Origin of the sequence: Arthrobacter sp. ov407, from assembly GCF_900102895.1 — a bacterium.
Taxonomy (GTDB): domain Bacteria; phylum Actinomycetota; class Actinomycetes; order Actinomycetales; family Micrococcaceae; genus Arthrobacter.
On the sequence record NZ_FNGD01000007.1, the window covers coordinates 129,817 to 155,891 of the forward strand.

General features: G+C 65.4%; 30 protein-coding genes. 20 read left to right on the forward strand and 10 right to left on the reverse strand.

Annotated features, from left to right (window positions below; all coding sequences use genetic code 11):
• Positions 1 to 81: 81 nt before the first annotated feature.
• Positions 82 to 1,272 (reverse strand): carboxylate-amine ligase, encoded by a 1,191-nt coding sequence (locus BLS42_RS10875; protein ID WP_090580791.1) that lies wholly within the window; start codon positions 1,270 to 1,272, stop codon positions 82 to 84.
• A 212-nt stretch (positions 1,273 to 1,484) separates the two neighbouring features.
• Between BLS42_RS10875 and BLS42_RS10880 the strand changes: the two genes are divergently transcribed.
• A complete protein-coding gene (locus tag BLS42_RS10880; RefSeq protein ID WP_090580794.1) occupies positions 1,485 to 2,333 on the forward strand; it encodes an amino acid-binding protein in 849 nt (282 codons plus the stop codon).
• A 176-nt stretch (positions 2,334 to 2,509) separates the two neighbouring features.
• Entirely contained in the window at positions 2,510 to 3,022 is a 513-nt protein-coding gene (locus tag BLS42_RS10885; protein WP_176803356.1) for an SRPBCC family protein, read from the forward strand.
• 201 nt (positions 3,023 to 3,223) lie between these two features.
• On the opposite strand, the gene BLS42_RS10890 is transcribed toward BLS42_RS10885, so the two are convergent.
• From BLS42_RS10890 to BLS42_RS10905, 4 genes are all read right to left on the reverse strand, one after another.
• A complete protein-coding gene (locus tag BLS42_RS10890; RefSeq protein ID WP_256336421.1) occupies positions 3,224 to 3,637 on the reverse strand; it encodes a MarR family transcriptional regulator in 414 nt (137 codons plus the stop codon).
• 204 nt (positions 3,638 to 3,841) lie between these two features.
• The gene (locus BLS42_RS10895; RefSeq protein WP_256336405.1) at positions 3,842 to 5,275 is read right to left on the reverse strand and encodes an MFS transporter; all 1,434 of its coding nucleotides are present in this window, start codon (positions 5,273 to 5,275) and stop codon (positions 3,842 to 3,844) included.
• A gap of 86 nt (positions 5,276 to 5,361) precedes the next feature.
• The gene (locus BLS42_RS10900) at positions 5,362 to 5,709 is read right to left on the reverse strand and encodes a UBP-type zinc finger domain-containing protein (protein WP_090580805.1); all 348 of its coding nucleotides are present in this window, start codon (positions 5,707 to 5,709) and stop codon (positions 5,362 to 5,364) included.
• Between the two features lie 133 nt (positions 5,710 to 5,842).
• The gene (locus tag BLS42_RS10905) at positions 5,843 to 6,784 is read right to left on the reverse strand and encodes a DUF5996 family protein (RefSeq protein WP_090580807.1); all 942 of its coding nucleotides are present in this window, start codon (positions 6,782 to 6,784) and stop codon (positions 5,843 to 5,845) included.
• Between the two features lie 388 nt (positions 6,785 to 7,172).
• Between BLS42_RS10905 and BLS42_RS10910 the strand changes: the two genes are divergently transcribed.
• The 9 genes from BLS42_RS10910 (at position 7,173) to BLS42_RS10945 (ending at position 12,665) form a co-directional block, all read left to right on the forward strand.
• Positions 7,173 to 7,673, forward strand: coding sequence for a VOC family protein (locus BLS42_RS10910; protein ID WP_090580810.1), 501 nt, complete (start codon positions 7,173 to 7,175; stop codon positions 7,671 to 7,673).
• 26 nt (positions 7,674 to 7,699) lie between these two features.
• The gene (locus BLS42_RS20225; RefSeq protein WP_176803357.1) at positions 7,700 to 7,867 is read left to right on the forward strand and encodes a hypothetical protein; all 168 of its coding nucleotides are present in this window, start codon (positions 7,700 to 7,702) and stop codon (positions 7,865 to 7,867) included.
• The gene (locus tag BLS42_RS10915) at positions 7,864 to 9,231 is read left to right on the forward strand and encodes a dihydrolipoyl dehydrogenase family protein (protein WP_090580814.1); all 1,368 of its coding nucleotides are present in this window, start codon (positions 7,864 to 7,866) and stop codon (positions 9,229 to 9,231) included. Before BLS42_RS20225 ends, BLS42_RS10915 begins: the two co-directional genes overlap by 4 nt.
• Positions 9,232 to 9,263: 32 nt before the next feature.
• Positions 9,264 to 9,563 carry a muconolactone Delta-isomerase family protein gene (locus BLS42_RS20815; RefSeq protein WP_090580817.1) on the forward strand — a complete coding sequence of 100 codons (300 nt, stop codon included), beginning with the start codon at positions 9,264 to 9,266 and terminating at the stop codon, positions 9,561 to 9,563.
• A 106-nt stretch (positions 9,564 to 9,669) separates the two neighbouring features.
• Positions 9,670 to 10,263, forward strand: a complete 594-nt coding sequence (locus BLS42_RS10925; RefSeq protein ID WP_090580820.1) for a sulfite oxidase-like oxidoreductase — start codon at positions 9,670 to 9,672, stop codon at positions 10,261 to 10,263.
• Between the two features lie 10 nt (positions 10,264 to 10,273).
• Positions 10,274 to 11,011, forward strand: coding sequence for an FAD-binding oxidoreductase (locus BLS42_RS10930; protein WP_090580823.1), 738 nt, complete (start codon positions 10,274 to 10,276; stop codon positions 11,009 to 11,011).
• Complete coding sequence (locus BLS42_RS10935; RefSeq protein ID WP_218122101.1) at positions 11,008 to 11,355, forward strand: DUF6510 family protein; 348 nt, start codon at positions 11,008 to 11,010, stop codon at positions 11,353 to 11,355. The genes BLS42_RS10930 and BLS42_RS10935 overlap by 4 nt, the downstream gene beginning before the upstream one ends.
• A gap of 75 nt (positions 11,356 to 11,430) precedes the next feature.
• A complete protein-coding gene (locus BLS42_RS10940) occupies positions 11,431 to 11,967 on the forward strand; it encodes a P-loop NTPase family protein (protein WP_256336409.1) in 537 nt (178 codons plus the stop codon).
• A 65-nt stretch (positions 11,968 to 12,032) separates the two neighbouring features.
• Positions 12,033 to 12,665, forward strand: coding sequence for a CG0192-related protein (locus BLS42_RS10945; protein WP_090580827.1), 633 nt, complete (start codon positions 12,033 to 12,035; stop codon positions 12,663 to 12,665).
• A gap of 12 nt (positions 12,666 to 12,677) precedes the next feature.
• On the opposite strand, the gene BLS42_RS10950 is transcribed toward BLS42_RS10945, so the two are convergent.
• From BLS42_RS10950 to BLS42_RS10965, 4 genes are all read right to left on the reverse strand, one after another.
• Positions 12,678 to 13,835, reverse strand: coding sequence for a YihY/virulence factor BrkB family protein (locus BLS42_RS10950; RefSeq protein ID WP_090580832.1), 1,158 nt, complete (start codon positions 13,833 to 13,835; stop codon positions 12,678 to 12,680).
• Between the two features lie 82 nt (positions 13,836 to 13,917).
• Complete coding sequence (locus BLS42_RS10955) at positions 13,918 to 14,514, reverse strand: DUF3618 domain-containing protein (protein WP_090580835.1); 597 nt, start codon at positions 14,512 to 14,514, stop codon at positions 13,918 to 13,920.
• Positions 14,515 to 14,532: 18 nt separating this feature from the next.
• Positions 14,533 to 14,946: a phage holin family protein gene (locus tag BLS42_RS10960; RefSeq protein WP_090580838.1), complete on the reverse strand. Its 414-nt coding sequence runs from the start codon at positions 14,944 to 14,946 to the stop codon at positions 14,533 to 14,535.
• Positions 14,943 to 15,773 (reverse strand): ATP synthase subunit B family protein, encoded by an 831-nt coding sequence (locus BLS42_RS10965; RefSeq protein ID WP_090580841.1) that lies wholly within the window; start codon positions 15,771 to 15,773, stop codon positions 14,943 to 14,945. The genes BLS42_RS10960 and BLS42_RS10965 overlap by 4 nt, the downstream gene beginning before the upstream one ends.
• Positions 15,774 to 16,075: 302 nt before the next feature.
• Between BLS42_RS10965 and BLS42_RS10970 the strand changes: the two genes are divergently transcribed.
• The 8 genes from BLS42_RS10970 (at position 16,076) to BLS42_RS11005 (ending at position 23,233) form a co-directional block, all read left to right on the forward strand.
• Positions 16,076 to 16,564 carry a MarR family winged helix-turn-helix transcriptional regulator gene (locus BLS42_RS10970; protein WP_090580844.1) on the forward strand — a complete coding sequence of 163 codons (489 nt, stop codon included), beginning with the start codon at positions 16,076 to 16,078 and terminating at the stop codon, positions 16,562 to 16,564.
• Between the two features lie 197 nt (positions 16,565 to 16,761).
• Positions 16,762 to 17,028: a GlsB/YeaQ/YmgE family stress response membrane protein gene (locus BLS42_RS10975; RefSeq protein ID WP_090580847.1), complete on the forward strand. Its 267-nt coding sequence runs from the start codon at positions 16,762 to 16,764 to the stop codon at positions 17,026 to 17,028.
• Between the two features lie 310 nt (positions 17,029 to 17,338).
• Positions 17,339 to 17,785, forward strand: a complete 447-nt coding sequence (locus tag BLS42_RS10980) for an Hsp20/alpha crystallin family protein (RefSeq protein WP_090580850.1) — start codon at positions 17,339 to 17,341, stop codon at positions 17,783 to 17,785.
• Positions 17,786 to 17,812: 27 nt separating this feature from the next.
• The gene (locus tag BLS42_RS10985) at positions 17,813 to 18,160 is read left to right on the forward strand and encodes a hypothetical protein (RefSeq protein WP_090580853.1); all 348 of its coding nucleotides are present in this window, start codon (positions 17,813 to 17,815) and stop codon (positions 18,158 to 18,160) included.
• 147 nt (positions 18,161 to 18,307) lie between these two features.
• Complete coding sequence (locus BLS42_RS10990; RefSeq protein WP_090580856.1) at positions 18,308 to 20,956, forward strand: PEP/pyruvate-binding domain-containing protein; 2,649 nt, start codon at positions 18,308 to 18,310, stop codon at positions 20,954 to 20,956.
• A gap of 29 nt (positions 20,957 to 20,985) precedes the next feature.
• A complete protein-coding gene (locus tag BLS42_RS10995) occupies positions 20,986 to 22,014 on the forward strand; it encodes a S66 family peptidase (protein WP_090580859.1) in 1,029 nt (342 codons plus the stop codon).
• A 139-nt stretch (positions 22,015 to 22,153) separates the two neighbouring features.
• Positions 22,154 to 22,660, forward strand: a complete 507-nt coding sequence (locus tag BLS42_RS11000) for a DUF1772 domain-containing protein (protein ID WP_143019183.1) — start codon at positions 22,154 to 22,156, stop codon at positions 22,658 to 22,660.
• A gap of 33 nt (positions 22,661 to 22,693) precedes the next feature.
• Positions 22,694 to 23,233: a dihydrofolate reductase family protein gene (locus tag BLS42_RS11005; RefSeq protein ID WP_090580864.1), complete on the forward strand. Its 540-nt coding sequence runs from the start codon at positions 22,694 to 22,696 to the stop codon at positions 23,231 to 23,233.
• A gap of 46 nt (positions 23,234 to 23,279) precedes the next feature.
• Here BLS42_RS11005 and BLS42_RS11010 read toward each other — a convergent pair whose 3' ends face one another.
• Positions 23,280 to 23,618 (reverse strand): YqfO family protein, encoded by a 339-nt coding sequence (locus BLS42_RS11010; protein ID WP_090580867.1) that lies wholly within the window; start codon positions 23,616 to 23,618, stop codon positions 23,280 to 23,282.
• 252 nt (positions 23,619 to 23,870) lie between these two features.
• Between BLS42_RS11010 and helR the strand changes: the two genes are divergently transcribed.
• Positions 23,871 to 26,063: an RNA polymerase recycling motor ATPase HelR gene (gene helR, locus BLS42_RS11015; protein WP_090580869.1), complete on the forward strand. Its 2,193-nt coding sequence runs from the start codon at positions 23,871 to 23,873 to the stop codon at positions 26,061 to 26,063.
• Positions 26,064 to 26,075 lie beyond the last annotated feature (12 nt).

The following is a 26,075-nucleotide window of genomic DNA, read 5'->3' on the forward strand; positions in this document are numbered from 1 at the left end:
CCCGGTGTTCCTGCTGGGTCGGGCCCGGGCCTTCGGTTCCATGAAGGTGCATGTCGCCGGAGATGGCACCCCACGCCAGGGCTAAACGGAGAGTGCGGCCAAATCCGTGCTTGGGCTAGCAGTTTCTCCGTCCCCTTCAAGGAAAGGTTCGCTGAGGCCGGAGTAGTCGGCGGGTTCCTGGTGAGTGAGGCCGGTGGCGAGGGCGACGACGTCGGCGAGCCTGCCCTTGCGCTCGAACGCTTGCCGCTGCCGGCTGGCCCCCGTGCCCTGAACAAGGATCCTCTGCAGTGACTCCGTGACGTAGGCGGCATCGCCGGTATCGTCCAGGGCCTCTCGGACATGGCCGTGGAGCGCGTCGAAGACGTTTCTGGCGGTGTCTGGCCGATGCGTTACCGGATGCAGGAGCTCCCCCTCAGTGCCCCAGCGGCTGGCGCGCCAGGCTCCCTGACGCAGGATTGCGGCGGGAACCATGTCCGGTGACTGTCCGGCTTCCCATTCCCGGGCGGCCGTCTCCACCAGTGCCCGCACCAGCGCGGCAATCAGCGCGGCGTCGCGGGCATCAAGACAAACATCGGCCACCCGGACCTCAACGGTCGGGTGACGGATGGACAGACGGGCGTCAAAATCCGGGCTGGTGACGACCCCTGTGCCCGACAGACCTTCCACCAGCGACTGGTAGGCCTGTGCCGAACCGAAGACCTCTGTGGGCCCGGCTGAGGACCACCGATTCCACGCCTGGGTTCGGAAGCTGGCGTATCCGCTGTCTGTGCCGTTCCAGAACGGGGAATTTGAGCTCAGTGCCATGAGCGGCGGCAGCCAGGCTCTGATCCGGTCCAGGACCGCGACACCTTCCTCATCGGAGCCCACGGAAACGTGGACATGGTATCCGCAGGTCAGCTGCTCGCGGGCCGTCAGAGCGAATTTCTCCATCAAGGCGTCATAACGAACGTTGCGGGTGGCCTGCGGTGTGGCTGGCAGCGGAGACGTGGCCAGGGCGGCGATCCTCGCGCCCGCCATCCGGGCCAGCGAGTCGGCATACGCCCGACCCGCCCGTATCTCGGCCGAGAGTCCGCTCAGGCTGGCATGCGGGTGCGTGATGGCTTCGAGCTGTTCCTGCTGAAGCTCGGCGGCCAGCATCTGGACGGGTGCCAGGTGGTTCACCGCCGGGAAGGCAGGATCATGCAGGCGAAGCACCTCTCCGGCCAGGGGCAGAGGGTACCCGCTGTCGGGATCCACGATCAGGAATTCTTCTTCAACACCAAAAGTACGCACGTGCTAAGTGTGACCGACGAAAGCGACAGCGAAAGACCACGGGTCACTGGCCGCGGGCAAAGGCGGCCATGGTCACGCCTGGGTGGTCAGCAGGAGCCCGACGGCGGCCTCGCCATCGAGAGGGGCCATTGCCGAGCAGAACCGGTCCAGAGTTGATTCGCTGTTGGTACTGCCGCCACCTCTCCGCAAGGTCCATCCGCGACCATGGAGGCATGAAACAACGTGCCCGGGGCACCTCAGCCTCCGTGTTGGCCTGTGAAGTGTGCGGGCAACTGCCCCATCCTCAGAAAATCCGTCTGACACTGGCCAATGTGGCCGTCATGTTGCCCATTGAGCTGGTGGTTCACGCCGCGGTGGTGAACACGGGACTGCCCTACGTCCAGAAAGTGCTGGTGCTGACTTTGACCGCGACGGCGCTGGTGATCTGGGTAGCCGAGCCCTCCGTCCGACGGGCGCTGCGGGATTGGCTACATGCCCCGGCACTGAACCACCGGCGGCGTCTGCATGCGACGGCGGCCCTGTGGCGAATCCGCGCCGTTATCGATGACGGGCCAGGTGCGCAGGGGAAGTTGGCCCGCGGTGCGGCCGGTGTGAAAGCGGACATTCTCGGTCTTCAGCGCCATCCTGCCAGGGAAGGAGTCCTGACAGAACTAATCGTTGCCGCACCGGAGCACACGACCCAGACTGAGCTGCTCACCGCCGTCGGTGCCAGCGGGGGTCGCGAAGTGAGTGCCTGGCCGACGACGGCCCTTGCCCTGGCTGATGGGCCGACAAAAGCCCTGAGTCTGGCCGTCAGGGTGGCGGAGAATCCGGACGAACTTCAACTCGCGGTCGCTGAGATGCTTGGCGCGGAACTCGTCCCCGATCACAGCGGCGCAAACCCCGCCGCCAGTGCTGCAATCGTCCTGAAAATACCGTCACCGCTACTTGGCCCTCTGGTATTTTCCCGACCGCAGGCGCCGTTTACCGAGGCCGAGTCCTCACGTGCCCACCGACTTGCCGAACTGGCTGAGTTGGCTGAGTTTTCGCGGCGACGCCTGGTCGCTTCAGTGATCGACTAAGCACCCTGCCGGGCAGCGCGCCGTGCGATTCAGCCGGTACCACGAACCATTAGTCGCGGTACCTTCATCCGGGGACGGGAAGGGTTCACCGGTGTCTCCGGACGTGTCAGGGGGATCACACGACACAAAGGAATCTTTTGGTTATGCCCTCGAGACCGCCAGTTAATCTTGAAGGCATGGAATCGTCCGAGGCGGAAGCCCTTATCCTTGCCGGCGCCGGCACGGTGTGGGACATCATTACTGACGCGGGCAACTACCCCGTCTGGGATTCTGGGGTCAGCGAAGTCAGCGGTGTGATCAGCGCCGGCGGCAGGATAAGGGTCCGGACGCGGGATGGCGGCAAGAGGACCTTCCGTCTGCTGGTCCATCAGGTCCCGGGCCGCCTTGTGACTTGGAGTGGCGGCCTGCCCCTGGGACTGCTCAAGGTAGTACGCACTTTCACCGTCAGTGACCACACGGGGTTCACGCACCTGGCTGTGCGGGAGACTGCCAGCGGCCCGCTCCGAAGCCTGGTCCGGAAGACGTTGCCCGGTGCCGAGCCGGCGCTGAACGGTTACGTCGCCGCAGTAAAATTCCGTGCCGAACTGCTCAGCTTCCACCTCGAAGGGGCGATCTTTTCCGGCGGGACATCCACTGCCGCACCAGATGCCACGACCAAGCCAATGCAGCGGACCGGGACAACCCGCTGAAGGCAGGAGTTTGGCGCGAATGCACACTACCCGGTACAGGCGACTGCATCCTGCGACTGCCGTCGCCTTAACAGGGCCGAACGGGACCGCCTCCGGTTTTGCTGCGGACAGGCTATAGCTGGATGAACTCGGCAACCGCCAGATCAGCACCGGGGGCGGGCCAGACTCCAGGGCCGCTATCTGCGCTATTCCTAATCCCACCTAACGCGAGGCGAGCCGGTCGGCGTTGTTGCTCATGCGTTCCAGGACGCTGACAGCTATGGAGTACTCATCCGCTCCGATTCCTGCCGTGAGCTCACGCCGGGCAGCTTCGACCAGCCCGGCTGCCTCCGAGCGCAGTGCCGAGCCGGCCTCGGTCAGCGCGAGGCGATCATCCAGAAGGAGCACGAGCCCGCGTCGAACCAGCGCGGCGAGGTCTCGCTCCTGCCCGCCGCCGCCGTCGGCTGCGTTGAAAGGGCGCAGAGCATCCCGTATCTCTGCCGGCGTGACGGGGGCGGCGCTCAACGTATCCAGGACCTGCCACTGCCTTCTGGACAGGTGGACACGGGCCAGCGTGGAATCGAGTTGTGCCTGCAGCGACGCATCCAGGCGCCTGACCCAGTAGCCCATGGGCATGTTCACCTTGCCATCGTCGCAGGAGCCTCATGCCCGGGCAAGGTCCGCGGCGGAGCCCGACGCTAGATTCCAGGGCTTCATCCCCAGGTATGGTCGCCTCGCGGGCGCATCGGTGCTCCCCGGATCAGCTGGGCCACGGAAACACGGGTGCCGCATCAGCGGCTCGGCCCGGGCCCGGCCTGATGGCTTTGGACTTCCGAACCTCTATCGGCCAGGTCTGAAAATCCGGTAGCTCCGCGTGCTTTGAGGGGCTTTCTGTCTTGCCCGGCCTGCCGGCCGCTTGCGCGGATTCTGGATACCGACAGCGGAAACAATGCCCCCAAAGATGAGAAGCACCGCCGTCACGGTCACCACCCGGTGAAATCCGTCGAGATCAAGTTTGCCGCCCACGACGAGGCCCACCAGCGCGATGCCGATCAGACCGGCAACCCTGCTGACGGCGTTGTTCACTGCCGAGCCGATGCCGGCCTGCTGTTCCGAAACCGAACCGAGAATGGCGGCGGTGAGCGGTGCAACGGTCGCCGAGAGCCCTACTGCGAACAGGAGAATCCCGGGCATCAGCTGGGTCCAATAGTTGACCGGGATTTCAGCCGCGAGCATCAGGAGGTAGCCACATCCGGCGAGAGCCGGCCCGAATGCCATGAACCACCTCGGCCCGAACCGCCCGGCCAATGAGCCGAACCACGACGCCAAGAGGATGTTGACGATGCTGACAGGAAGCAAGGCCAGAGCGGCCAACGTCGCCGGATAGCCGGCAACCTGCTGCAGGAAAAGCACGATGATGAATCCCCCGATCGACAGCGCGGCGTAGACGAAGGCCGTAGCCACATTGCCGACGGCAAAGTTTCGGACGGAGAAGAGGCTGAGGGGCAGGAGCGGCTGTTGCGCGGTCATTTCCCGCCAAATGAACCCGGCGAGGCACAGGATGCCGAGGACGAAGGGCATCAGAATGAGCGGGCTCCCCCAGCCATAGTTGCCTTGTTCGATCAGTGCGTACACCGGGCCCGCCAACCCGAGCACACAGAGCACGGCGCCCGGGTAGTCGATGCGCACGCCCTCCTCGCGAACATCCTTGGCCCGCAGCACGCCCAACAGGTACAAGGTCACAGCAATGGGCAGGACGTTGATTCCGAAGACCCAACGCCAGCCCACCGAATCGACGAGCACTCCGCCGAGCAGGGGGCCCGCGATGAAAGCCACGGTTGTCCCGGCTGTCCACTGGCCGATCGCCTTCGCCCGGGGGGCCTCTTCGAAATTTGACGTGATCAGGGCCAGGGAACTGGGCACCAGCAGGGCGGCCGTGACGCCTTGGAGCGCCCTCGCCAGGATCAGCACCTCCGTTGTGGGTGCCAGCGCACACATGACTGACGTCGCGCCGAACCCGATCAGTCCTGCCCGGAGAACCACAACGCGGCCCAGCAAGTCAGAGAGCGAACCGGCGACCAGGATCAGTGAACCCAGCGTGATCAGGTAAGCATCCACAACCCATTGCTGCGTCGTAAGTCCGCCGCCCAAATCACGGGAAATGGCCGGCAGCGCTACGTTGATGACGCTGCTGTCGAGAAACGAGACGAAAGACGCGAGAATCGCGATCCAGAGCACGAGCCTCTGCGTACGCGCCGACGGTAGGGAACTCACCCTCTCAGTTAACACCCGCACCCGCGGTGGCCCGACCCTATCCCGGGCTCTCTCACGCACGGCAGAACCCGGCAACCGTCCCGTCGTCAGTGCAGGTGGCGTTGCCAGTCCCTGGGCACGTGCGAGGCCGGGCCCGGGACAGTCTGATCCAGTGGGTGGTGTGCCGGCGGTTCAAGGTCCGGCCCGTCGATAAATGAGGAGCTTGGATAGTGGAAGAACCAGTTTTCGCCAGGTTCGAAGCTGCGAACGATCGGGTGACCCGTCGATTGCGCATGCGCGGTGGCGTGCTGGGCCGGCGAGGTGTCGCAGCACCCGATGTGACCGCACTGGGCGCACCGGCGCAGATGCAGCCACCACCCGCCGCCGGCCAGGCATTCAACGCAACCGGTCCCGCTCGGTGGGATCGACACTTCGATTCCAGTTATGGCGTTCATGTGGCTTCCCCTCGGATCGGAGTGCCCCTCAAGTCACCCACTACCCTACTCTTCGAGACAATCCCAGCGAAGGAAGAGGGCCCCGTGCGGATACCCCGTCGAAGTACCTGGCCCCGGCTGCTGGGGTGTCGCGTCACCGCCGCCAACGGTCAGGATCCGCCTCAAGGCTTGCGCGGTCCCAATGTCCTGTCACCGCAGCCGCCTCGTAGGTGGAGTGAAGGAACCGCAACAACTTGCTGTCGGGGTCCGGCGCCGAGCGGACGGTTTCATAGGGCAAGACGTACAGCCTGTCACTTTGGCGATATACGACGCCGTCGGCTTCGTTCACATACTCGGCGTAGCCTGGCGGCTCGGGGTACGTGTACGCATAGAAGGCCCCCTCCTCCCCCACGCCGGGCCAGAACCCGCAACTGCTCAGCTCGTGGGAGTAGCCCTCCACCATGACCCAGTCGGCGCAGTTCGGGACCCCGCCGGGGTGAGTGGGCGCCACCCGTCCGGAGAAGCGTGCGTAGGCCAGGTCCATGGACCCCCAGAAGAGATGGACCGGACTGGCCTTGCCCCTGAAGTGGGAGCTGAATACTTTCAGGACTCGGTCCGCCTGGATTAGTTGCTGCCAGAAAGTCCGGATGGCGTCCGGGTCGTAGGAGGCGTGCTGATGGTCCTCGGCGAAGGGTATGGCCGGTTCCACCTCGTTCGGGACCGCACGGATGGATGCCTGGATGCCGAGCCTGGCGAGGGTCTCAAACACTTCCGCATGGAACGCGGCCACAGACATGGGTTCGAGGACGATGCTCGAGGCGGTGCCATCGCTGGAGCGGAACTGCAACTGGTGGTCACAGAAGTCGAATTCGATGTCGAAGGCCCCGCCCCCGTAGGGGATTTTCGACGTCGACAGTCCGCGCGGCGTGACGTACAGCGTTACGTGCCACCAGTGGTTCAGCAGCGGAGTGAGCGCCATGCGGATCTTGCCGACAATCTGAGTCCACATGTGCACAGTGTCCCGGGTTTGGATCCAGTCATCGACCCAGAGTTCGGGCCACCCACTGTCAGCGCCAGCAACTTCAGCCCCGTCCATCGCAGGTCCCTCCGTGCCGTATACCGACTCAACGATTTCAGTCCGGCCGTACCCGCTTGTTCCATCCGTGGAAGGGTGCCCAGTTGCCGGCACGCAGTGGCACCGCCGCTCCTGCGGGCGAGCCTACGCCGACGCCGGGAGGCCAGCAAGGGTGACCGGAGGGGACGGCAATTTATCCTTGACTTTCGCCCCGGAGCGGACAAATGTGGGGTTCCGAGGGCAGCGTCCCCGGTCCGCAGACCGACCGGGGGGCGACCAGGAAGAGCTTGCGGCGAACCCGCTGCGCGGCCCGCAGCGTCGGCACGTTGGGCGGCGTTATGTCCGCGTTTCGGGGTCCAGGAGTCTGGTGTCGCCCTTTTCTGGCGCGCCCGACTTAGGGGAGGCCGAGATGAATAGTGTCGACACGAACAGCACAAGCGCTACCGCCAGCGCGCCCGTGAAGCCCGGGGAGTTCAGGCTCGAGGTCGTCGTCGTGCCGGTTTCGGACGTCGACCGGGCCAAGAGTTTCTACCAGTCGCTGGGCTGGCGGCTCGACGCCGAAGTCGCCGTCGAGGTCGGCTACCGGCTGATGCAACTGACGCCGCCAGGTTCCGGCTGCTCGATCATCTTTGGCGAGGGCGTTGCCTCGGCGCCGCCCGGCTCGGCGCAGGGCCTGCACCTAGCGGTGTACGACATTGACACGGCCCGAGCAGATCTCATCTCGCGCGGGGTCGAAGTCAGCGAGACATTCCACGACGTCACGGGCGTCTTCCATCACGCCGGGACCGAGGGACGCCTGGACGGCCCGGCTCCTGGACACAGGGACTACGGCTCGTTCGCCTCTTTCAGCGACCCGGACGGCAACGGCTGGATCCTCCAGGAGATCAAGACCAGGCTTCCGGGCCGCTGAAGCCCCCACGCTGAAAGGAGATTTCGATGGCCACCATTTACGAGTCCGCGGGCGACCTTGCGGAAGCGCTCAGGCGGGCCGCGAAAGCACACGGCAAGCACGAAGAGCTCACGGGCCAGGATGACCCGGACTGGCCTGACTGGTACGCGCTCTACATGGTGCGCGAGCACGCCGGGGAGGAGTTGCCGACATGAACAGCGACTACGACGTGATCGTGATCGGCGCCGGCTCGCCGGGCGAACACTGCGCGGGCGCGCTCGCCGAGGGCGGCCTGCGCGTGGCCGTCGTGGAACGTGAACTGGTCGGCGGCGAGTGCTCGTACTGGGCCTGCATCCCGTCCAAGACGCTGTTGCGGCCCGGCGAGGCGGTCCATGCGGCACGTGAGGCCGCCGCCAGCGCCCAGGTCGATGTCGAGGCGGCGCTGGCCTGGCGCGATTTCATGGTCTCGGACTACTCCGATGCCGGACAGGAACGCTGGCTGGCCGATCAAGGCATCGACCTGCTGCGCGGCACCGGACGGCTCGCCGGTCCGGGCGTCGTCGAGGTCGACGGCGTGCGCCACACCGCCCGCCATGTCGTCCTCGCCAACGGTGCCGAACCGGTCGTGCCCCCGGTGCCGGGCCTGAGCGGGCTCGAGGGTGTCTGGACGAGTCGCGAGGCGACCTCCATGAAGGCCATCCCCCGCCGGTTGCTCATCCTCGGCGGCGGCCCGGTCGGCGTCGAAATGGCCCAGGCGGTGCGCCGGCTCGGCGGCGAGGTGGCACTGGCGGATATGTCCACGCATGTCCTCGGCCGGGAGCCGGCACCGCTGGGCGAGGCCCTCGGCGAGGTCTTGCGCCGCGAAAGCATCGAGCTCGTCCTGTCCGCACGCGCGTCCGCGGCGCGGCGCGAGGGTGAGGACTTCGTGGTGGAGTTCGACGACGGGCGCGAGCTGCGAGGCGAGCGGCTGCTCGTCGCCACGGGGCGGCGCCCACGGGTCCGCGGGATCGGCCTGGAAGGTGTCGGCGTCGAGCCGGATGCCCACGGAGTACCTGTCGATGCGCGCCTGCGCGTGGCGGAGGGTCTGTGGGCGATCGGCGATGTCACCGGCATCTGGCCGCTGACCCACGTGGGGAAGTATCAGGGCGATGTCGTCGCCGCGAACATCCTCGGGGAGCCGCGGGAGGCCAACTATGAGGCCGTCCCGCGGGTCACCTATACGGACCCGCAGGCCGCGGCGGTGGGCGCTGCCGACGGCCGCTTCAGCGCGACGGTGCCGGTCTCCCAGGTGTCAAAGACTGCAACCTACACGCGCGCCTACGCCGAAAGCAACGGCTTCCTCACGCTCCTTAGCGACGGCGACCGGCTGACCGGCGCGTACGCGCTCGGTCCGGAAGCGGGCGAGTGGCTGCAGCAGGCGACACTGGCGATCCGGGCCCGTGTCCCCATCGATGTCCTGAGCGACACCATCCAACCGTTCCCGACATTCTCGGAGATTTACATCGCTGCGCTCAAAGCCCTCCGCGGACAAATCGCGGCCAAGCTCATAGAAGCGGGACCACAAACGGCGGGGCAATGATTTTTTGGCATGAAAGAAGAAAGAAGCGGGAAATGGAGTTCCTTACCCACCTAGTCACAACCGTCCCCGACGGAACACCGGACGCGACCGTGGACGAGACCAGATCGCGGGAAGCGATCAGAGCGGCAGAACTAGCAACCGAAGGTCATCTTCTCCGGCTGTGGAAGCCCCCGGCGGCGCCGGGTGAGTGGCGAAGCCTTGGCCTTTGGAGTGCAGAAAATGAGAGCGAGCTGATGGGCGTCCTCGCAAGCCTTCCTTTGCACGTATGGATGACCGTCGAAATCATTCCCCTGCGGCCGCACCCGAACGACCCAGCAAGTAAGACGTCCTGAGTGCCGACCGGAGAATGTTTGTATGTCTGGTCTCTGTCCCGCCGTTGCCATATCGTTGGGGCACCGATTACATTCGACCGGCGGAGCTCCGCATCGGAGGTACAAGATGGGAATCATTTCGTCTGGTTTTCATGGAAAACGGCGCACCGGCAATCCAGCGTTACCACCCGGCCAATACGAGACGGCAAGCTTTCCCGTGCTGACGGCGGGCCCTGCACCCTATATCGCCACGGCTGACTGGGAATTCTTCATTACAACGGAGACCGGGCAGCGCCGCGCCTGGTCTTGGGATGAGTTCCTGGCGCTGCCGCAGGTTGATATCCGGACCGATATTCACTGCGTGACCAGCTGGTCCAAGCTGGGCACCTCGTGGCGCGGGGTGTCCCTGGACACCTTGTTCGCGGACGTGGAAACAACGTCCGAGTTCACTACGGCTCACTCCTACGGCGGCTATACGACCAACGTCCCGTTGCAGGACCTGCTGGACGGCCAGGCATGGGTGGCCTGGGAATTCGACGGTGAGCCACTGGAACGGGCCCACGGCGGCCCTGCCCGCCTGCTGGTGCCCCACTTGTACTTTTGGAAGAGTGCAAAGTGGATCAATGGCATCGAGCTGATGCCACACGATGCTCCCGGCTTCTGGGAATCTAACGGGTACCACATCTACGGCGACCCGTGGCGCGAGGAGCGCTACTCATGAGGCAGGACAGATGAGCACGCTATGGCGCGTCGCCGAAGTGGTCAGCGGCGTTCCCGAAACGGAATCGTCCAGAACCATCGGGCTGCGCGTGGACGGTCTGAACGGCAACCTTGCCGGCCAGCACATCGACGTCCGGCTCACGGCGGACGACGGCTATACGGCAGTGAGGTCCTACTCCGTGGCGACAGCCGGCATGGACGAAATCCTGGAGATCACGGTCGACGAATTGGCCAACGGGGAGGTCTCCCCCTATCTGGTCAGAGATCTGATGGTCGGAGACCAGTTGGAGATCCGGGGCCCCGTCGGCGGCTGGTTCCTCTGGCGTCCGACCGATCCCAACCCGGTTCAGCTGATCGCCGGAGGATCCGGCGTCGTCCCGCTCATGTCCATGATCCGCGCCCACGAGGCATCCGAGACTCCTTCCCAGTTCCGGTTGCTGTACTCGCTCAAATCGCCCGAGACAGGGTTCTATCGGGAGGAGCTGCTCACTTTAAGCCAGGAATCTCCCAAGCTGACCGTCGACTATTTCTATACACGCAAAGTTCCGGAGGGCTGGCCAAGCGCCCCGCAGCGACTCACCGCTGAAACACTGCTGGCAAACATCCTGCCGGCGGACGTTGCCCCCGACATTTTCATCTGCGGTCAGACGATGTTTGTCGAAACGGTCGCAGAGTGGATGGTGCTGGCGGGCTATCCGACCACCTCGATCAAAACCGAACGCTTCGGCGGAACGGGAGGAATACGGTGACTGGCAACAACGGCTCCGCTTCCCCGGGTGCTGAGGACCCGCGCCTCGAGGACCAGGACGTCGCCGGAACTGCAGGCAATCCAATCCCTCATCTTGACGGGAACGCGGCAGCAGGACCGCTGTGGGAATTGTTCCGCATCGACATCATCGCAGCGATCGGTCGCTGCAAGAACTGTGGCGCTGTCCGGGTCTTCGGGGAAGCAGCGGTCTATGCCGACGCCCCGGGAATTGTTGTGCGCTGCAGTTCCTGCGGGGGCGTCCTGCTGCGTCTTGTAGAGACTCCGACCAAATTCTGGCTCGATGTCAGTGGACTCAGCTACCTTCAGATCGACCGGGAGAGCTAAGGCACGGCTCTGGCACCCGCACCGCGCCGTGCTCAAGACCGCGGGACGCGAGCTGCGAGGCGGTATTCTGCTGCGATGCTGAACACCCTCAATCCTTGCCGCCTGTTCATCATGGGCGCCAGTGGATCTGGAACGACAACCCTCGGCCGGGCGATCGCCAACCGGTGGGCAGTGCCCCACGCGGACGTCGACGATTACTTCTGGCAGCCGACATCACCGCCGTACCGGGAGAAGCGGGCGCCTGCCGAGCGCATCGCGATGATGCGCGAAGTCTTCCTGCCGCGGAGTGCGTGGGTCCTTTCGGGTTCCATTATGGGCTGGGGTGAGGAACTCACCAAGAAGATTGATGCGGTGGTGCTCCTCACGCTCGATCCGGAGCCGCGCATGTCGAGGCTGCGGGGAGGGAGAAAGTCAGGCTGCTCGAATGGGCAAGGACCGGCGGGATCGACAAGACGGCCCATGAGGAGTTCTTGTCCTGGGCGCGAGGATATGACGACCCAGATTTCGCGGGCAGAAACCTTCGTCGACACGAACAGTGGCTGGCAACGCTGTCCTGCCCCGTCCTTCGACTGGACAGCTCCCGGCCGGTGGACGACCTCGTTCACGCAGTGACCTCACGAATCATTACCGATCCGTCGTCAACAATTTGAAGGCTACCTCGCGGTTAGACTGCAGTCATGGCGATCATTCATCAGGCAGAATTGCAGCCAACGAAACTTGAACTTCTCGAAGAGTGGCTGCCCCGCCAGCCATGGTTTACGGAGCCCGGCACGGCAGGACTGCGCAAAGTAGGCTCCTATCGGTTCGACGACCCCGCAGGCGAGGTGGGCATAGAAACGATGATCGTGTCTGTGGGCAGCTCCGCCGTTCAAGTTCCCCTCACGTACAGGGCCCAGCCCTTGGCCGGCGCGGAACCATGGCTAGTCGGAACGATGCAGCACTCGGTTCTCGGCCTGAGGTGGGTTTACGATGCCTGCGCCGATCCCATCTACGTGGCGGCATTGGCGGCGAGCATCATGCTCGGCCGGCCGCAGGCAGAGCAATACCTCCAAAAAGGGGGAAATCTAGAACACCTGGCCCAGTCGGTCTTCGTGCACAGCACCGGACCGATACACGATGCAGTTCCTGACGTCTCTTCGGCCACACCACGCACCACCGACGCCGGCACGGCCATCGAGACTGCCGGCCTCCACTTACTCGTTCTCCGGCGGCTGGACCTTACTGAGCAACCAGTCGGTGCGCTCACGTTGACCGGCACCTGGGAAGGGCAAAAGGGCAACGTCAAGCTGGCCGCCATAAGGGAAGCCTGACATTTTCGTGAGTTAGGTGCGGTCCACTCCATCGGTATCACTGCGATGGTCGTTGTCCTCCTGCTGTTCGGGCTGGTCCGCGTGCTGTTCCCGCAGTTCCCGCCCGCGGCGGATGTCGTCCTCTTCGCGGGCCTGGAGCTTGTCGCTCTGTTTCGTGTCCCGTGGCGGCAGCTGGATGGTCTCTTCGGCCTCGATGCCGGCCTGGAGCTGCCGGCCACGTTCCATCTCGGCGTCGAACTCGGCGCCGAACAGCAGCGACATGTTCAGGATCCAGAGCCAGAGCAGCGAGATGATGACGCCGCCGATCGCACCATAGGTCTTCTCGTAGCTGTTGTAGTTGGCCACGTAGAAGGCGAAGGCCAGGGACGCAAGCAGGAAGATCACCAGGGCTATTGCGGATCCCAGGCTCATCCAGCGGAACTTGGGCTGTTTCACGTTCGGGGTGGCGTAGTAGAGGATGGCGATCGCCAGGATCACGAGCAACAGGATCACCGGCCATTTGAGAATGTTCCACGCCGTCAGGACGGCCCCGCCCAGGCCGATCGCGTTGCCGACGGACTCGGCCACCGGCCCGCTCAGGACGAGCATGGCTGAAAGCACGAGGACGATCAGCACGGTGGCAATCGTGACGACGAGCATAGTGCCCCGAAGTTTGATGAACGGCCGGCCCTCGTCGATTTCGTAGATCCGGTTCATTGCCCGGCCAAACGCCCCGACATAGCCGGAGGCGGACCAGAGGGCGGTGAGGATGCCGATCACGAGGGTGAGTCCGGCGGCGGAGGAACTGCTGAGCTGCTCGACGGGCTGGCGGATGGCGGTCACTGTGTCACCGGGCGCGAAGCGCTGGACAATCTCCAGGAGCGCGGAAGTGGTCTTCTGGGCCTGCCCGAAAATGCCCAGCAACGACACGAGGGCCAGCAGCGCCGGAAAGATGGAGAGGACCGAGTAGTAGGTCAGGGCTGCGGCGAGATCCGGGCACTGGTCCTTCGTGAATTCACGCAGGGTCTTCTTGACGATGTACTTCCAAGAGGGCTTGGTGACGTCGGCGGGGCTGTCCGGTTTGCGGGAGTCGTCCGGAGCGGGCGCCGTACGGGCCTTGGCGGTGCTGCTCTGGTCCGTTTCGGCATCGGTCATGGAGTCATTTTCTCCCTTGGCAAGGTTCTTGGCCATGGAAAATCCTTCTTGGGGTTAAGCGAAGTGGCCGGCCGCCCAGCGCATCGGCGAGGGCAGCCGGCCGAATTCAGATGCGGCCTCAGGCCTGCTGAACGTTGTCCTTGGCTTCGGCGGTCCGATCCTTCACATCGGCCACGGCGCCCTGGCCCTCGGCCTTGACGTGATCAGTGGCGTCCGCGGCGGTGGCCTTGACGTTCTCCATGGCCTCCTGGGCAGGCTCCTTGAGCCCCTCGGCCACGTGCTTCGCGGCGTCCGTCAGCTCCGTCGTGAGTGGCTCGGCGGCCGACTTGAGGGCATCAGCGGCTTCACGCTCCTTCTGACTGGCCGGAATCAGGGACGAGACCAGCAGGCCGGCGCCGAAAGCGATCAGCCCGGCAGCGAGCGGGTTCCCCTGGGTTTTGCTCTTGACCTGCGCGGGGGCGGCGCCGATCGCGGCACCGGCGTCGCCGAGGTGCGCGCCTGCGCTTCCGGCGGCTGAGTGGACGTTGCCGGCGGTGTGGTCGGCGGCTCCCATGACCTTCTCCTTCACTCCGAAGACGGCGTCCTTGACCTTGTCCGTCTGTCGCTGGACGACGTGCGACGGCGTAACCTTGTCCGCCACTGCATCGACGTTGGTGCCCAGGCGGGCACGGGTTGCTTCAATATCTGCTCGGATGACATCCGGGTTTTCACTCATCGTGTTACCTCGCTGGATCTAAGAGTTGGGTTTAAGTGTGGGCGGGATTTCCTGCAGGGTCTCGGCGGTCCTCGGCATGCCCTTGATCGCGTTGATCTCCTTGCGGCCCATGGCTGCCAGGACGGCGGCGACGATCGCCCAAATGACGGCGACAACAACAGCGGACCAACCCAAACCGAGCACGGTAGCCAGCGCCCACCAGAGCGCCAAAGAGAGGAACAAGAGCACGAAGTGGCCCGCGACGCCGGCCCCAGCCAGCAGGCCGGTGCCTTTGCCGGCCCTGGTGGCTGACTGCTTGAGTTCGACCTTGGCCAGCTCCACTTCCTGCCGCATCAGGGTGGACATGTCCCGTGTGACCTCACCCAGAAGGTCGCCCAAGGAAGGGGTTTCAGCCTTCGCTTGGGCCGGGGTGGGAGGAATTTCGCTGCTCATCGACGGCCGCCGTCAAAGGGATCATCGCGCAGCGGATCAACCGGCTGCAGGGGCTCGCCGACCACGGACTCTGAGGCCCTACGGCCCGGCCCGGCGTCGCGGAGTGGGTCGGCCGTGCCCAAATCGGAGTCCAGCGGATTCGGCGGGTAGGTGTCCGCGAAGCCCGCCGTCGTGGTTTGCGGCGCCGGCATCTGCACCGGCGGCGGCGGAACCGCTACCCCGGTGTCGGGGATCCGGCCGCCGGCGGACGTCCAGGTAGCGGTGGTGCCCGTCGTCTCGGGAGCCCCAGCGCTCAGGCTGCGGCTGAGACGCCCGGCCAGCACACCTGCCCCGGCCGCGAGCAAGAGGAAGGTGCCCGGGCGCTGGCGGGCAAAGGACTTTACCTCGGTCAGCAGCGAACCCGGGTCCCGCGCGTCGAGCCAGGACGCAACAGCGGAGGACCGTTCGGCGGCTTGGCGGACGAGGTCGCTGGCCACGCCAGGCTGATCGGAGGCAGCGGCCATGGAATGCAGTTCGCTGGCGACAGATCTCATGCCCTCAGCGACCTTCTGCTGCTGGGTTCCTGCCTGCTCGGTGAGATCAGACTTGGCCTGGTGCAGCAGGTCCCGGGCATTGGTCTTGACCTCGGCGGCGACGTTGGCTGCCTCCGTCTTGGCCGTTTCCGCCACGTTCTGGGCAGCGTCTGTGGCCTGGCGCTTTACGTCCGCTGCTTCCTCCTTGGCTGCCTCCTGTTTGGAGCCAGCGCCTTGAGGGGGCACCACGCCAACGCCGGCGTACTGGTCCGTGGAAGCTTGGGGTGTTGCCTGGGCCCATGGGTTTTCTGTCATCGTTGCTCTCTTTCAGGAATGGTCCGCTTGGGATCGTGGCTGGCGGTACCGGATGAAATTAGTAAGCACGGTTACTAACTAAATAGTAAGCACACTGCCTATCTGTTCCGCAAGGCCTTGGCCGAAAGTCGGACAGGGACTCATTGCGAACCGCGCGTGGGGCTGCCTCCGCGCAGGAAAATAGTAAGCATGCTTGCAAAATGGATGCACGGCATGCTTACTGTGGAGGTGGATGTCGGCCCATTTGGCGCCGTCCCTGACAACGTGATTTCGTTACCCCGCCAATCAGGAAGGTGCTCTTAGTGATCCTCGCCCCTGAGCCCCACGCCCGCGACGGATACCGGCTACTGACCGCAGCGGCCCGCCTGGTCCAACGCCTCCACGACGACGCCCTGGCGCCGTTGGGATTGACGCGTGCCGCCGTCATCGCTTTGGAAGCCGTGGCGCCCCGCCCCTTGTACCAGGAGCAGCTCGCCGCAAAGGTTCATGTTCAGAGCCAGACGCTCGGTCGCGTCCTCGCCCGCCTGGAGGACGGCGGGCTGGTCACGAGGACACGAAACCCCGCCGACCGGCGCCAATTTCAGGTCCAAATTACCGAGTCCGGAAACGCCGCACTGCAAGCGGCCTCTCAGGCTGAGCGCGCGGCCGTACCTGCAGACTTCGACGGGTGGGAGACCCTGTCAGAACAACTCGCCCGGTTTGTGGATTTCTTCCAGACTCCACGACCGGGAAGACCAAACGCCAGCGCCCGTCCGGCGCCAAGTCCTGGCCCCGCAGCTTCAATGAACTAGCCTCCCGCGGTTGGATCCCGCCCGGCCTCCATCCCTGACACGCACGGCCAGCGGCCGCTTCCATTGCAGGCAAGACCGGCGAAGGAACGGCCGCAACAGCAGGCCGCGAAACCGGGTATTGCACGACACTACGCATGCTGATTAAATCGCGTTTACGGCCGCATTCTACGACCGGTCTACCGAAAGGAAGTACAGCAATGGGAATTCTTGCGTTCCTCATTCTCGGCCTTATCGCAGGAGCTATCGCCAAGGCGGTCCTTCCCGGCCGGCAGGGAGGCGGCTGGGTGATCACACTCGTTGTTGGCGTCGTGGGCGCCATCCTCGGAGGCTGGATAGGTTCGTTGATCTTCGGCGGAGGCCTCGCCGACTTCTTCGATCTGCGGACCTGGCTTCTCTCCATCCTCGGGGCCGTCATAGTGCTCCTGATCTATGGCGCCATTGCCGGCCGCAGAACCAGGGCATAGCGAGCTCGGTGCCTTGGATGCCTGATTTTCCCGTGTGGGCGGTCTGCGATTTCTGTTAGACCGCTGCGGGCTGGTTTGGTAAGACCCCGGTAACGGGGTCTTACCAAACCGTACCCCCGGATGGCCGGCGCCAGCGCCGCCGTCGCAAGTAAACGCCGCCGACGCCGACTCTCGCACCTCGACCGGGAAGCAGAAGGGGGCGCGCCTCGCTGAGGGGCGTCCCCCGCACACCACCGAAGTTGCTGGAGTCGCCGTTCCGCGCGCGTCGGCCGCCTCGGACCAGAGACTCAAGATGAGCAAGGAGATAGACATGGAAAACTTGTTCCGCCGCTCCGGCATCGACGTGCCCGAACCAGTCCGGCGCTTCCTGCAAGGTGAAACAGATACCTGGCTCAGAGTCGAGGAATACCGGGACGGAACCACGTTGGTCGTCCGAACCGATATCCCCGGCATCGATCCCGACAAGGACATCGATATCACCGTCACCGACGACGCTCTGCACATTGCTGCCCGGCGCAGCGAACCTGCCCACAAGGATCAGCCGGGCTACCGGAGCGAAGTGCGCTACGGCGAATATTCACGAAGCGTCCCGCTGCCTCGCGGGGCAAACCCTGACACCGTCGAGGCCAGCTACATCGACGGTGTCCTCGAAATTCGCGCCCAGCTGCCGGAGCAGTCCGGAACGTCCACCACGAAAGTCCACGTCTCCCGGGGTGGAACCCAGTCACCAGAAGCACCCGAGAACTTCGTGACCTAACCCGCACGACAGAGCGGAAACAACTCGATGACAATCAAGATCAACAACGCAGCGCTACGTCATGCCCGGCAGCTGATCAAGGACGCAAGGATCGCCCGGGATACCCGGGACGACTGGAGCGAGCATGCCCCCGACGCCGACCAGGAAAACGCGTTCATCGACAAGCACGGCTACACCGAGTACGGCACGTGGCATCTGGGCGAAGACACGGCGAAAACACACGACACCAAGGGACGTTACAGCTTTCCCTTTGGGGACTTTCGGCGACTTCACCGCTGCGCGATTCTAGCCATCGAGAGCAGGGCCGCCCAGAACGACCACAACGACATCGCCAAAGCGGCTAAGTCCCTCCTCGACGAACTCGACAAGGACTAAACCCGGGCCCGTCTGACCCTTGGGCGTCTCTCACGGGGACTCCGGTCCCCCGGTGCAACTATGGCCACTTGCCTGCGGCAGTGCCAGTATGTTGGGAATCAGGCTCAGTCAAGGCACCCCGGCGCCGGGCAGAAAGGACGCACGGTCATGACCTACATCAACAACTTCGCCGATGTGGGACAAGGCGACATCGCCGTGGCCGGCGGCAAGGGCGTCGGGCTGGGCGGCCTCATCCAGGCCGGGCTGCCGGTCCCTCCGGGGTTTGTGCTGAACACCGCAGCCTATGCGGATTTTGTGGCTGCCAACCAGCTCGAGGCCGGCATCCGTGAGCTGGCCGCTCTGTCGCCGCAGGCGGCGCCACAAGACTACGAGGATGCCTCGAAGCGGATCCGCGCCCTGTTCACCGGCGGCACCATGCCGGCCGTGATCGCAACAGAACTCGGCGCTGCCTACGGGCGCCTCGGCAATGGGGATACCGCCGTGGCAGTGCGCTCCTCTGCCACAGCCGAGGACCTCGCCTCGGCCAGCTTCGCCGGGCAACAGGAAACCTACCTAAACGTCCGCGGGACGGAGGCTTTGGCCGCGGCCGTGACCGATTGCTGGGCTTCCCTTTGGACCGCGCGTGCCATGGCCTACCGGGCCCGTGAGGGCATCGGCCCGGACGGGGTACGCCTCGCGGTGGTGGTCCAGCAGATGGTCGCGGCCGAGGCAGCGGGGGTCATGTTCACCGCCAATCCGGCCAACGGGCGCCGCGACCAGACCGTGATCAGTGCCGCGTGGGGCCTGGGCGAGTCCGTGGTCAGCGGAACGGTGACCACGGATGACGTCGTCGTTGAGGCAGGCACGGGCCGGGTGCTGTCGCGCCGCACGGCTGACAAGGAGGTCATGACTGTCTATGCGGACCACGGCACGCGGGAGCAGCCGGTGCCGGCGGCGCGCCGTCGTCAGCCCGTCCTGGACAACCAGGCAGCGGCCGCGCTGGCCGGCTATGGGACACGGATTGCCGACCACTTCGGGGCGCCGCAGGACATCGAGTGGGCGCGGGCCGGCAGCGAGTTCTTCATCCTGCAGTCCCGGCCGATCACGGCACTTCCTGAACCGGCGGCTGACACCCCGGACGTCTGGACAGTGCCCTACCCGAAGGGGATGTACTTTCGGGCCAGCATCGTGGAACAGTTGCCCGACCCGCTCTCGCCGCTGTTCGCCGACCTCATTGACGGCTCGGTGTCGCGTTCGCTGCGAGCCCTGATGGCCGAGGCTGTCGGCAAGGACGTCATCCGCGCTGACGACGTGGGACTGCCCACCATTAACGGCTACGCCTATTACTACTACCGCACTTCGGGAATGTGGCGGGTAATGGGCAAGTCGCTAACCGCGGTGCGGGCGCTGGTGCGCGGCAAGGCGCATATGGGAGTGGCCGGCTGGCGGGAATATTCGCATCCCCGCTATGAGCAGGTGATCAAGGACTGGTCGGCGACGCCGGTCGAGGAGCTCTCCGGACAGAAACTCTTCGAGGGCATGCAGGCGTTGCTCGACGCCGGTACCGTTTACTACACGGCCGTGCAGTCAATCATTCCCATCGCCGCGACAAGCGAAATCTCCTTCCGGACTTATTACGACAGGTTCGTACGGCGCAACGGAGATCCCCCCGCCCAGACGTTCCTCCTCGGCTACGACAGCGAACCCATCCGGGCGGAGAAGTCGCTGTACGACCTCGCGGCCTGGGCCCGGGAGGATGCGGGGCTGGCCCCCGCGATCCTCAACGAACCCACATTGGCACTGGTCGAGTCGCAGCGCACCGGGATCCCGCCGGCCGGTGTGGACCAGGCGCTCTGGCAACAATGGCATTCCCGCTTCCAGGACCACCTCGACCGGTTCGGCCATGCGGTCTACAACCTGGACTTCGTCAGCCCGGTGCCGGCCGACGATCCCTCAACCCTGCTGGAGACATTGAAGTTTTACCTGCGGGGACAGGGCAATGACCCTCATGAGCGCCAGCGGCTGTCGGCCGAGCGCAGGGAGGACCAAACCAACCAAACGATCACCCGGCTCGGACCGAAGCGCAAGGCAGCGTTCCTTCGGGTGCTCCGGTGGGCTCAGAACGCCGCCCCGATCCGCGAGGACGCCCTGGCCGACGTCGGTCTGGCCTGGCCGCTGCTGCGGCGGATGCTGCTCGAATTGGGACGACGGCTGGTTGACTCCGCCGTCATCGCGGACCCCGCCGACGTGTTCTGGCTGCGCCGCCAGGAGTTGCAAAGCGCCGTCGAGTTCGGCCTCGCCGCGCCGGGCGCACCGGCGGCAGTGGCAATTACCGGGGCCGACCGGGCCGTCCGCGCCGACGCCGTCGAGGCGCGCAAGATGCTCTGGCGGGGGCAAGCCAGGGCCGCCGCCCCGCAACTCCTCCCGGAAAGCCGGTGGATGGAGGGGGCTTTCGGGAAAATGATGCCCGCCGGCTCACAGGACCAGCCCGGCGACATCATCAAAGGCGTCGGCGCCAGCGCGGGCCGGGTCGCCGCTCCGGCCCGCGTCCTGAGAGGGCCCCAGGATTTCGCCCTGATGGTGCCGGGCGACGTCCTGGTCGCCCGCATCACCACTCCAGCATGGACCTCGCTGTTCGCGATGGCCTCCGCCGTGGTCACCGACGTCGGCGGTCCGTTGAGCCACAGTTCGATCGTTGCCCGCGAGTACGGCATCCCGGCCGTGCTTGGTACCGGGGTGGCCACCCAGCGGCTTACCAGCGGCCAGCGGATCCGCGTGGACGGGGACGCCGGCACCGTCACGATCGAGGTCCCGTAAGCCTGTCCCGTCGTTGCTAGGGTTTCCAGATGACCGGACTGCGATACCCGCGACCCCTTGCTGCCGGAGATCGAATCGACGTGCCCGCTCCATCGATGGGCGTTCCAACTTCATTGCACGCCCGACTCGACGATGCCGTACGGGACCTGCGGGCGTCGGGGTTCATCGTCGAAGTCGGAGATTTCGCCCGGCGGGACGGACTCGTTCCTGGTCCCGCGTCCGCGCGTCAGGCTGAGCTTATGGCTACCTTCGCAGGTCCGGCTCGCGCCGTTCTCCCTCCGTGGGGAGGCGAGCTGGCGATCGAGCTCGTCGATCGGACTGACTGGGCTGCTCTCGCGGAAGATCCGAAGTGGTTCGTCGGCTGGTCGGACATTTCCACGCTCCTCCTGCCCCTGACCATCACTACAGGTGTCGCAGCCCTCCACGGCGCTAACCTCATGGACGAGCCCTGGGAACTGCCGACTGAGTTCCACCGGTGGACGGACGTGGCATCTCTGCCTGTCGGGGCGTCTTTCACCCAGACGGCAGCGCCGCATCGACGGTCGCGCCCGTGGGGTACGTGGGAAGAGGAACCACTCGGCCGGGACGCTGCCTATGAGGCACCGACCGTCTGGCGAGCTCTGAATGGCGACGACGATGTAAAAATGCGCGGTCGCCTCATCGGCGGGTGCCTGGAGACGGTTTCGCTGCTTGCCGGCTCTCGCTACGGGGACGTGTCCGGATTTGCTCAGCGGCACGCCCCGGAGGGAGTGATCGTCTATCTCGAAGTCTCCGATTCCGACGCCGCAACAGTGCTCCGCACCCTGTGGGCGCTGCGCTTGTCCGGTTGGTTTGACCGCGCATCCGGTGTGCTCATTGGGCGCACCACCGCTCCTGATGTTCCAGATCTGACCCAGAGCGAGGCTGTCGAGCGGGCCCTCGCCGACCTCGGTATTCCGGTAATTCTCGACTTCGACACCGGGCACCAGCCCCCTCAGATGCCACTCGTGAACGGAGCTTTGGCCGAGGTTGAACTGGTCAGCGGACATGGCCGCATAACTCAGCATCTGGTGCCATAACCCGGACAGGCTTTGTACTCGTCGTGTGTGCCCGGATTCGATGATGTGCTGCGATGCATCCTAGGGAATCAGCGGAGTCCGGCCGACCGTTGAGCTGGACTGCATGGCCGGCGATTAGCATCGGCGGTAGATTGTGGGCATGGGACAGACTTCCTCAGGCCGCAGGGAATTGATCACGGATCGGCTCTTAGGCGTGGCGGAGTTCAGCCATGCGCATTGGTTCTTCGGCAATCTTTACGAGGCCCTCGTCAAGGTCCCTCACCGCGTCGCGGCCGCGGAAGCAAGCCGCGAACTCCCCCGCTCGCCCTTTGGAGCGGGCAGCCCCGGCCGCTACTACGCCCCGATCGCCCCGATCAACGCGCCAGCGGCCATCGCTGCCCTCGTGGCAGGCTGGAATCGTGCCGACAGCAGGCCATGGCTGATAGTCGCTGCCGCCAGCTCGACGTCGGGTGCTGCCGCCACCGCGTATCTGCTCCGGTCCATCAACCCCGCCCTGTTCTTCAGCCCAGAACCGCTCAGTGAGGCGGACCGCAAACCGCTGCTGAAGCGGTGGTACAGGGTCCACGCCTTCAGACTCACAGCCAGCGCTGTTGCTCTGGCCACCATCCACCAGGCACGAACACTCCGGCTCAGAAGCCGCGGATAACAGCCACGCGCCACCGACCTGAAGGAGATCTTCATGGGCAAGCTCACCGTCACCGCGTTTACCACCCTGGACAACGTGGCCGAGGAGCCCCAGCTCTGGTCGGGCCCGTTCTTCAGCGACGCCACCGTGGCATTCAACGAACAAGTGCTGGCCGCGGCGGACTCGATGCTGCTCGGCCGGGTCACCTATGATGGCTTCGCGGCCTCCTGGCCGTCGCGGTCGGGCGATTTCACCGCCGACAAGTTCAACGCCATGCCGAAGTACGTCGTGTCGACCTCCATGGACCACGCGGACTGGAACAACAGCACGATCATCGCCGACGACATAGCCGGCCGGGTCCGCGCGCTTCGCGAGCGGGAGAACGTGATCGTTTGGGGAAGCCCGACGCTCGTCAAGACGCTCATGGAGGAGAACCTCGTCGACGAGTACGTTCTGCTGGTGTCCCCCATCGTGCTCGGGCAAGGCAAGAAGATGCTGCCGGAAGCCGGAACCCGGCACACGCTGCACATCGTCGAACTTGAACTCCTCGAAGGCGGGATGCTGGCACTCCGGATGACACCGGCGCCGGCCTGAGTCCTGAGCCCTTCCCGCGGCGGGGGCCTCCGCTTGTCCGTCTGCGCTAGTCTCCGGAGCCCGTCCGGTCCGGCAGGCTGGCATCGACCGGAAAGGTCATGAACGCCGGCGTCTCGTACGGATGCGCGGAGAGCGCGGCGTCGACGACGGCGTTGCGCCGGGAGCGCGGGTAAGTCGCCTCGATCCGGGTTTCCGGCACCTCCTCGGGCGAATTGACGGCGCCAATGGTCGGGTTCGCGCCCGGCAGCGGCGTAAAGCGCCCGGTGCCTTCGAGGCTGAACGAGCAGTGCGAGTAGTTGCCCAGCCTGCCTGCCCCGGCCTCGCCAATGGCCTGCCGGACCGCGTGCGCAGCTTCGGTGGGGACGTAGATGACCAGACAATCCATTGGCTCCATGGCAGAAAGTCTGCCACGCCGCACAGATGGGTATCGGGGCCATACGCCGGCGGCTGGAAAGGGGGAATGGAAGCGGCACATTCCTTCCTTACTTTCAATCTATAGGGCCCCGGGGGGCTTGCCGCAAGCCCCGGGTCGTGCCACAGAATTGGGAGGCGAACGAACCCACCGGGACCGCCGCGCCTGCTCTGCGGGAAGCGATCACCACCTGGTTCGGCACACCTCTAGAAAAGAGCTGATGACGTGCCCTTGACCACCAGTGCGTTCAACCTTCCCGACCACCTCACACCCAAAGCCGACCCGACGCTGATCGCCGGCGACGAGCAGCACTTCGCGGCCATCGCGGAGAGCCTCGAGCAGACGATCGCCGACCTGTCCGACCGTCTCGATGCCACGCGCAAGGAGTCCGGCCGCTTAGGCCAAGAGGCGCTGGAGCGGGACGTGGAGATCCGCCGGCTCACCGCCCGTCTGCGCGCCCTGCGCCGCTTCGGTTTGGACCTGTGCCTCGGACACATGGTCAGCGCAGACAACCCCGAGCCCGTGTACGTCGGACGGCTTGGCCTCACGGACAGAGAGGGCCGCCGGCTGCTCACCGACTGGCGCACCCCCGCCGCCGAGCCGTTCTTCGGAGCAACCCACGCCAACCCGATGGGTCTGGCAAGCCGCCGCAGGTATCGCTGGACCCGCGGCCGAATCACCGACTACTGGGACGAGGTGTTCACCCCGGACGGCTTGGTTGGGCACGCCGCCCTCGAGGACCTTTCCGCCTTCATCGCCAGCCTGGGCAGCAGCCGCTCAGCCCGGATGCAAGACGTGCTCGGCACCATCCAGGCTGACCAGGACGCCATTATCCGCGCGGCATCCCGTGGCGCTCTCGTCGTCGACGGCGGTCCAGGGACGGGGAAAACCGTCGTCGCCCTGCACCGCTCCGCCTACCTCCTCTACTCCGACCCCCGCCTTGGTCACCGTGGTGCCCACAGCAAAAGCGGTGTGCTGTTCATCGGACCGCACCGGCCCTACCTGGCCTACGTCGCCGACGTCCTCCCCAGCCTCGGAGAGGAGGGCGTGCGGACCTGCACCCTGCGGGACCTCGTCCCCGAGGGGGCCACCGCAGCGATCGAGACCGACCCGAACGTGGCCTTCCTGAAGTCGTCCGCGGACATGGTTAAGGCGATCGAGCCAGCCGTCAGGTTTTACGAGGAGCCGCCCACGAAGGGGATGGAGGTCGAGACGCCGTACGCCGACCTGTGGCTCAGCGTTGAGGACTGGGCCGAGGCGTTCGAAGCACCAGAACCCGGCACCACGCACAACGAGGCGCGCGACGAGGTCTGGGAGGAGTTGCGCACAATCCTTGTGGACAAACACGACGGCGACGACATCCCCGACGGCATACTCCGCAGGGCCTTGGCGCAGAACCCGGAGTTGGTCGGCGCTTTCAGCAGGGCGTGGCCGCTGCTGAACTACACCGACCTTGTCGGCGACCTCTGGTCGGTGCCCGCCTACCTGCGCATGTGCGCCCCCTTGCTCCGCCCTGACGAGGTCACGAAGCTGCAGCGCCAGGAACCCCAGGCCTGGACCGTGTCCGACCTGCCGCTCCTGGACGCGGCCCGTCAACGACTCGGCGACCCCGAGACGTCACGACGCAAGCGTCGGCAGGACGCCGCCGGTGCCTCCGAGCGAGAGCTCATGGACCGGGTGGTCGAAGACCTGATCGCGTCCGACGACTCCGAACTGATGGTGATGTCAATGCTGCGCGGGGAGGACCTGCAGGACAAGTTGGGCGACGAGGATGTTGCGCCGAGCGCCCACCCGGACGAGCTCGCCGGCCCGTTCGCCCACGTCGTCGTGGACGAGGCGCAGGAGCTGACCGACGCGGAGTGGCAGATGCTGCTCCTCCGCTGCCCGTCCCGGAGCTTCACCGTTGTCGGGGATCGTGCGCAGGCCAGGCACGGGTTCGCGGAGTCGTGGCTGGAACGGCTCGGGCGGGTCGGCCTTACCAACGTAAACCTGGCGACCCTCAGCATCAACTACCGAACGCCCGAGGAGGTCATGGCGGAAGCCGAGCCGGTCATCAGGGCGGCCCTCCCGGACGCCAACGTGCCGACGTCTATCCGCAGCAGCGGCATCCCAGTGGTCTACGGGTCGACGTCGGAGCTGGGCTCGATCCTCGACACCTGGCTCGCCGCGCATGCCGACGGGACCGCCTGCGTCATCGGCACGGGCGGCATCGACCACGACTCGGTCCGGGCGACATCCCGCGTCAGGTCGCTGACCCCGGAGCTGTCGAAGGGCCTCGAGTTCGACGTGGTTGTCCTAGTCGACCCGGAGGCGTTCGGCACGGGCATCGAGGGAGCGGTGGACCGCTATGTCGCGATGACCCGGACAACCCGGCAACTCGTCATCCTCACAACCCCCGACGCCGGCCAACGATCGTGATCGATCTTCGCT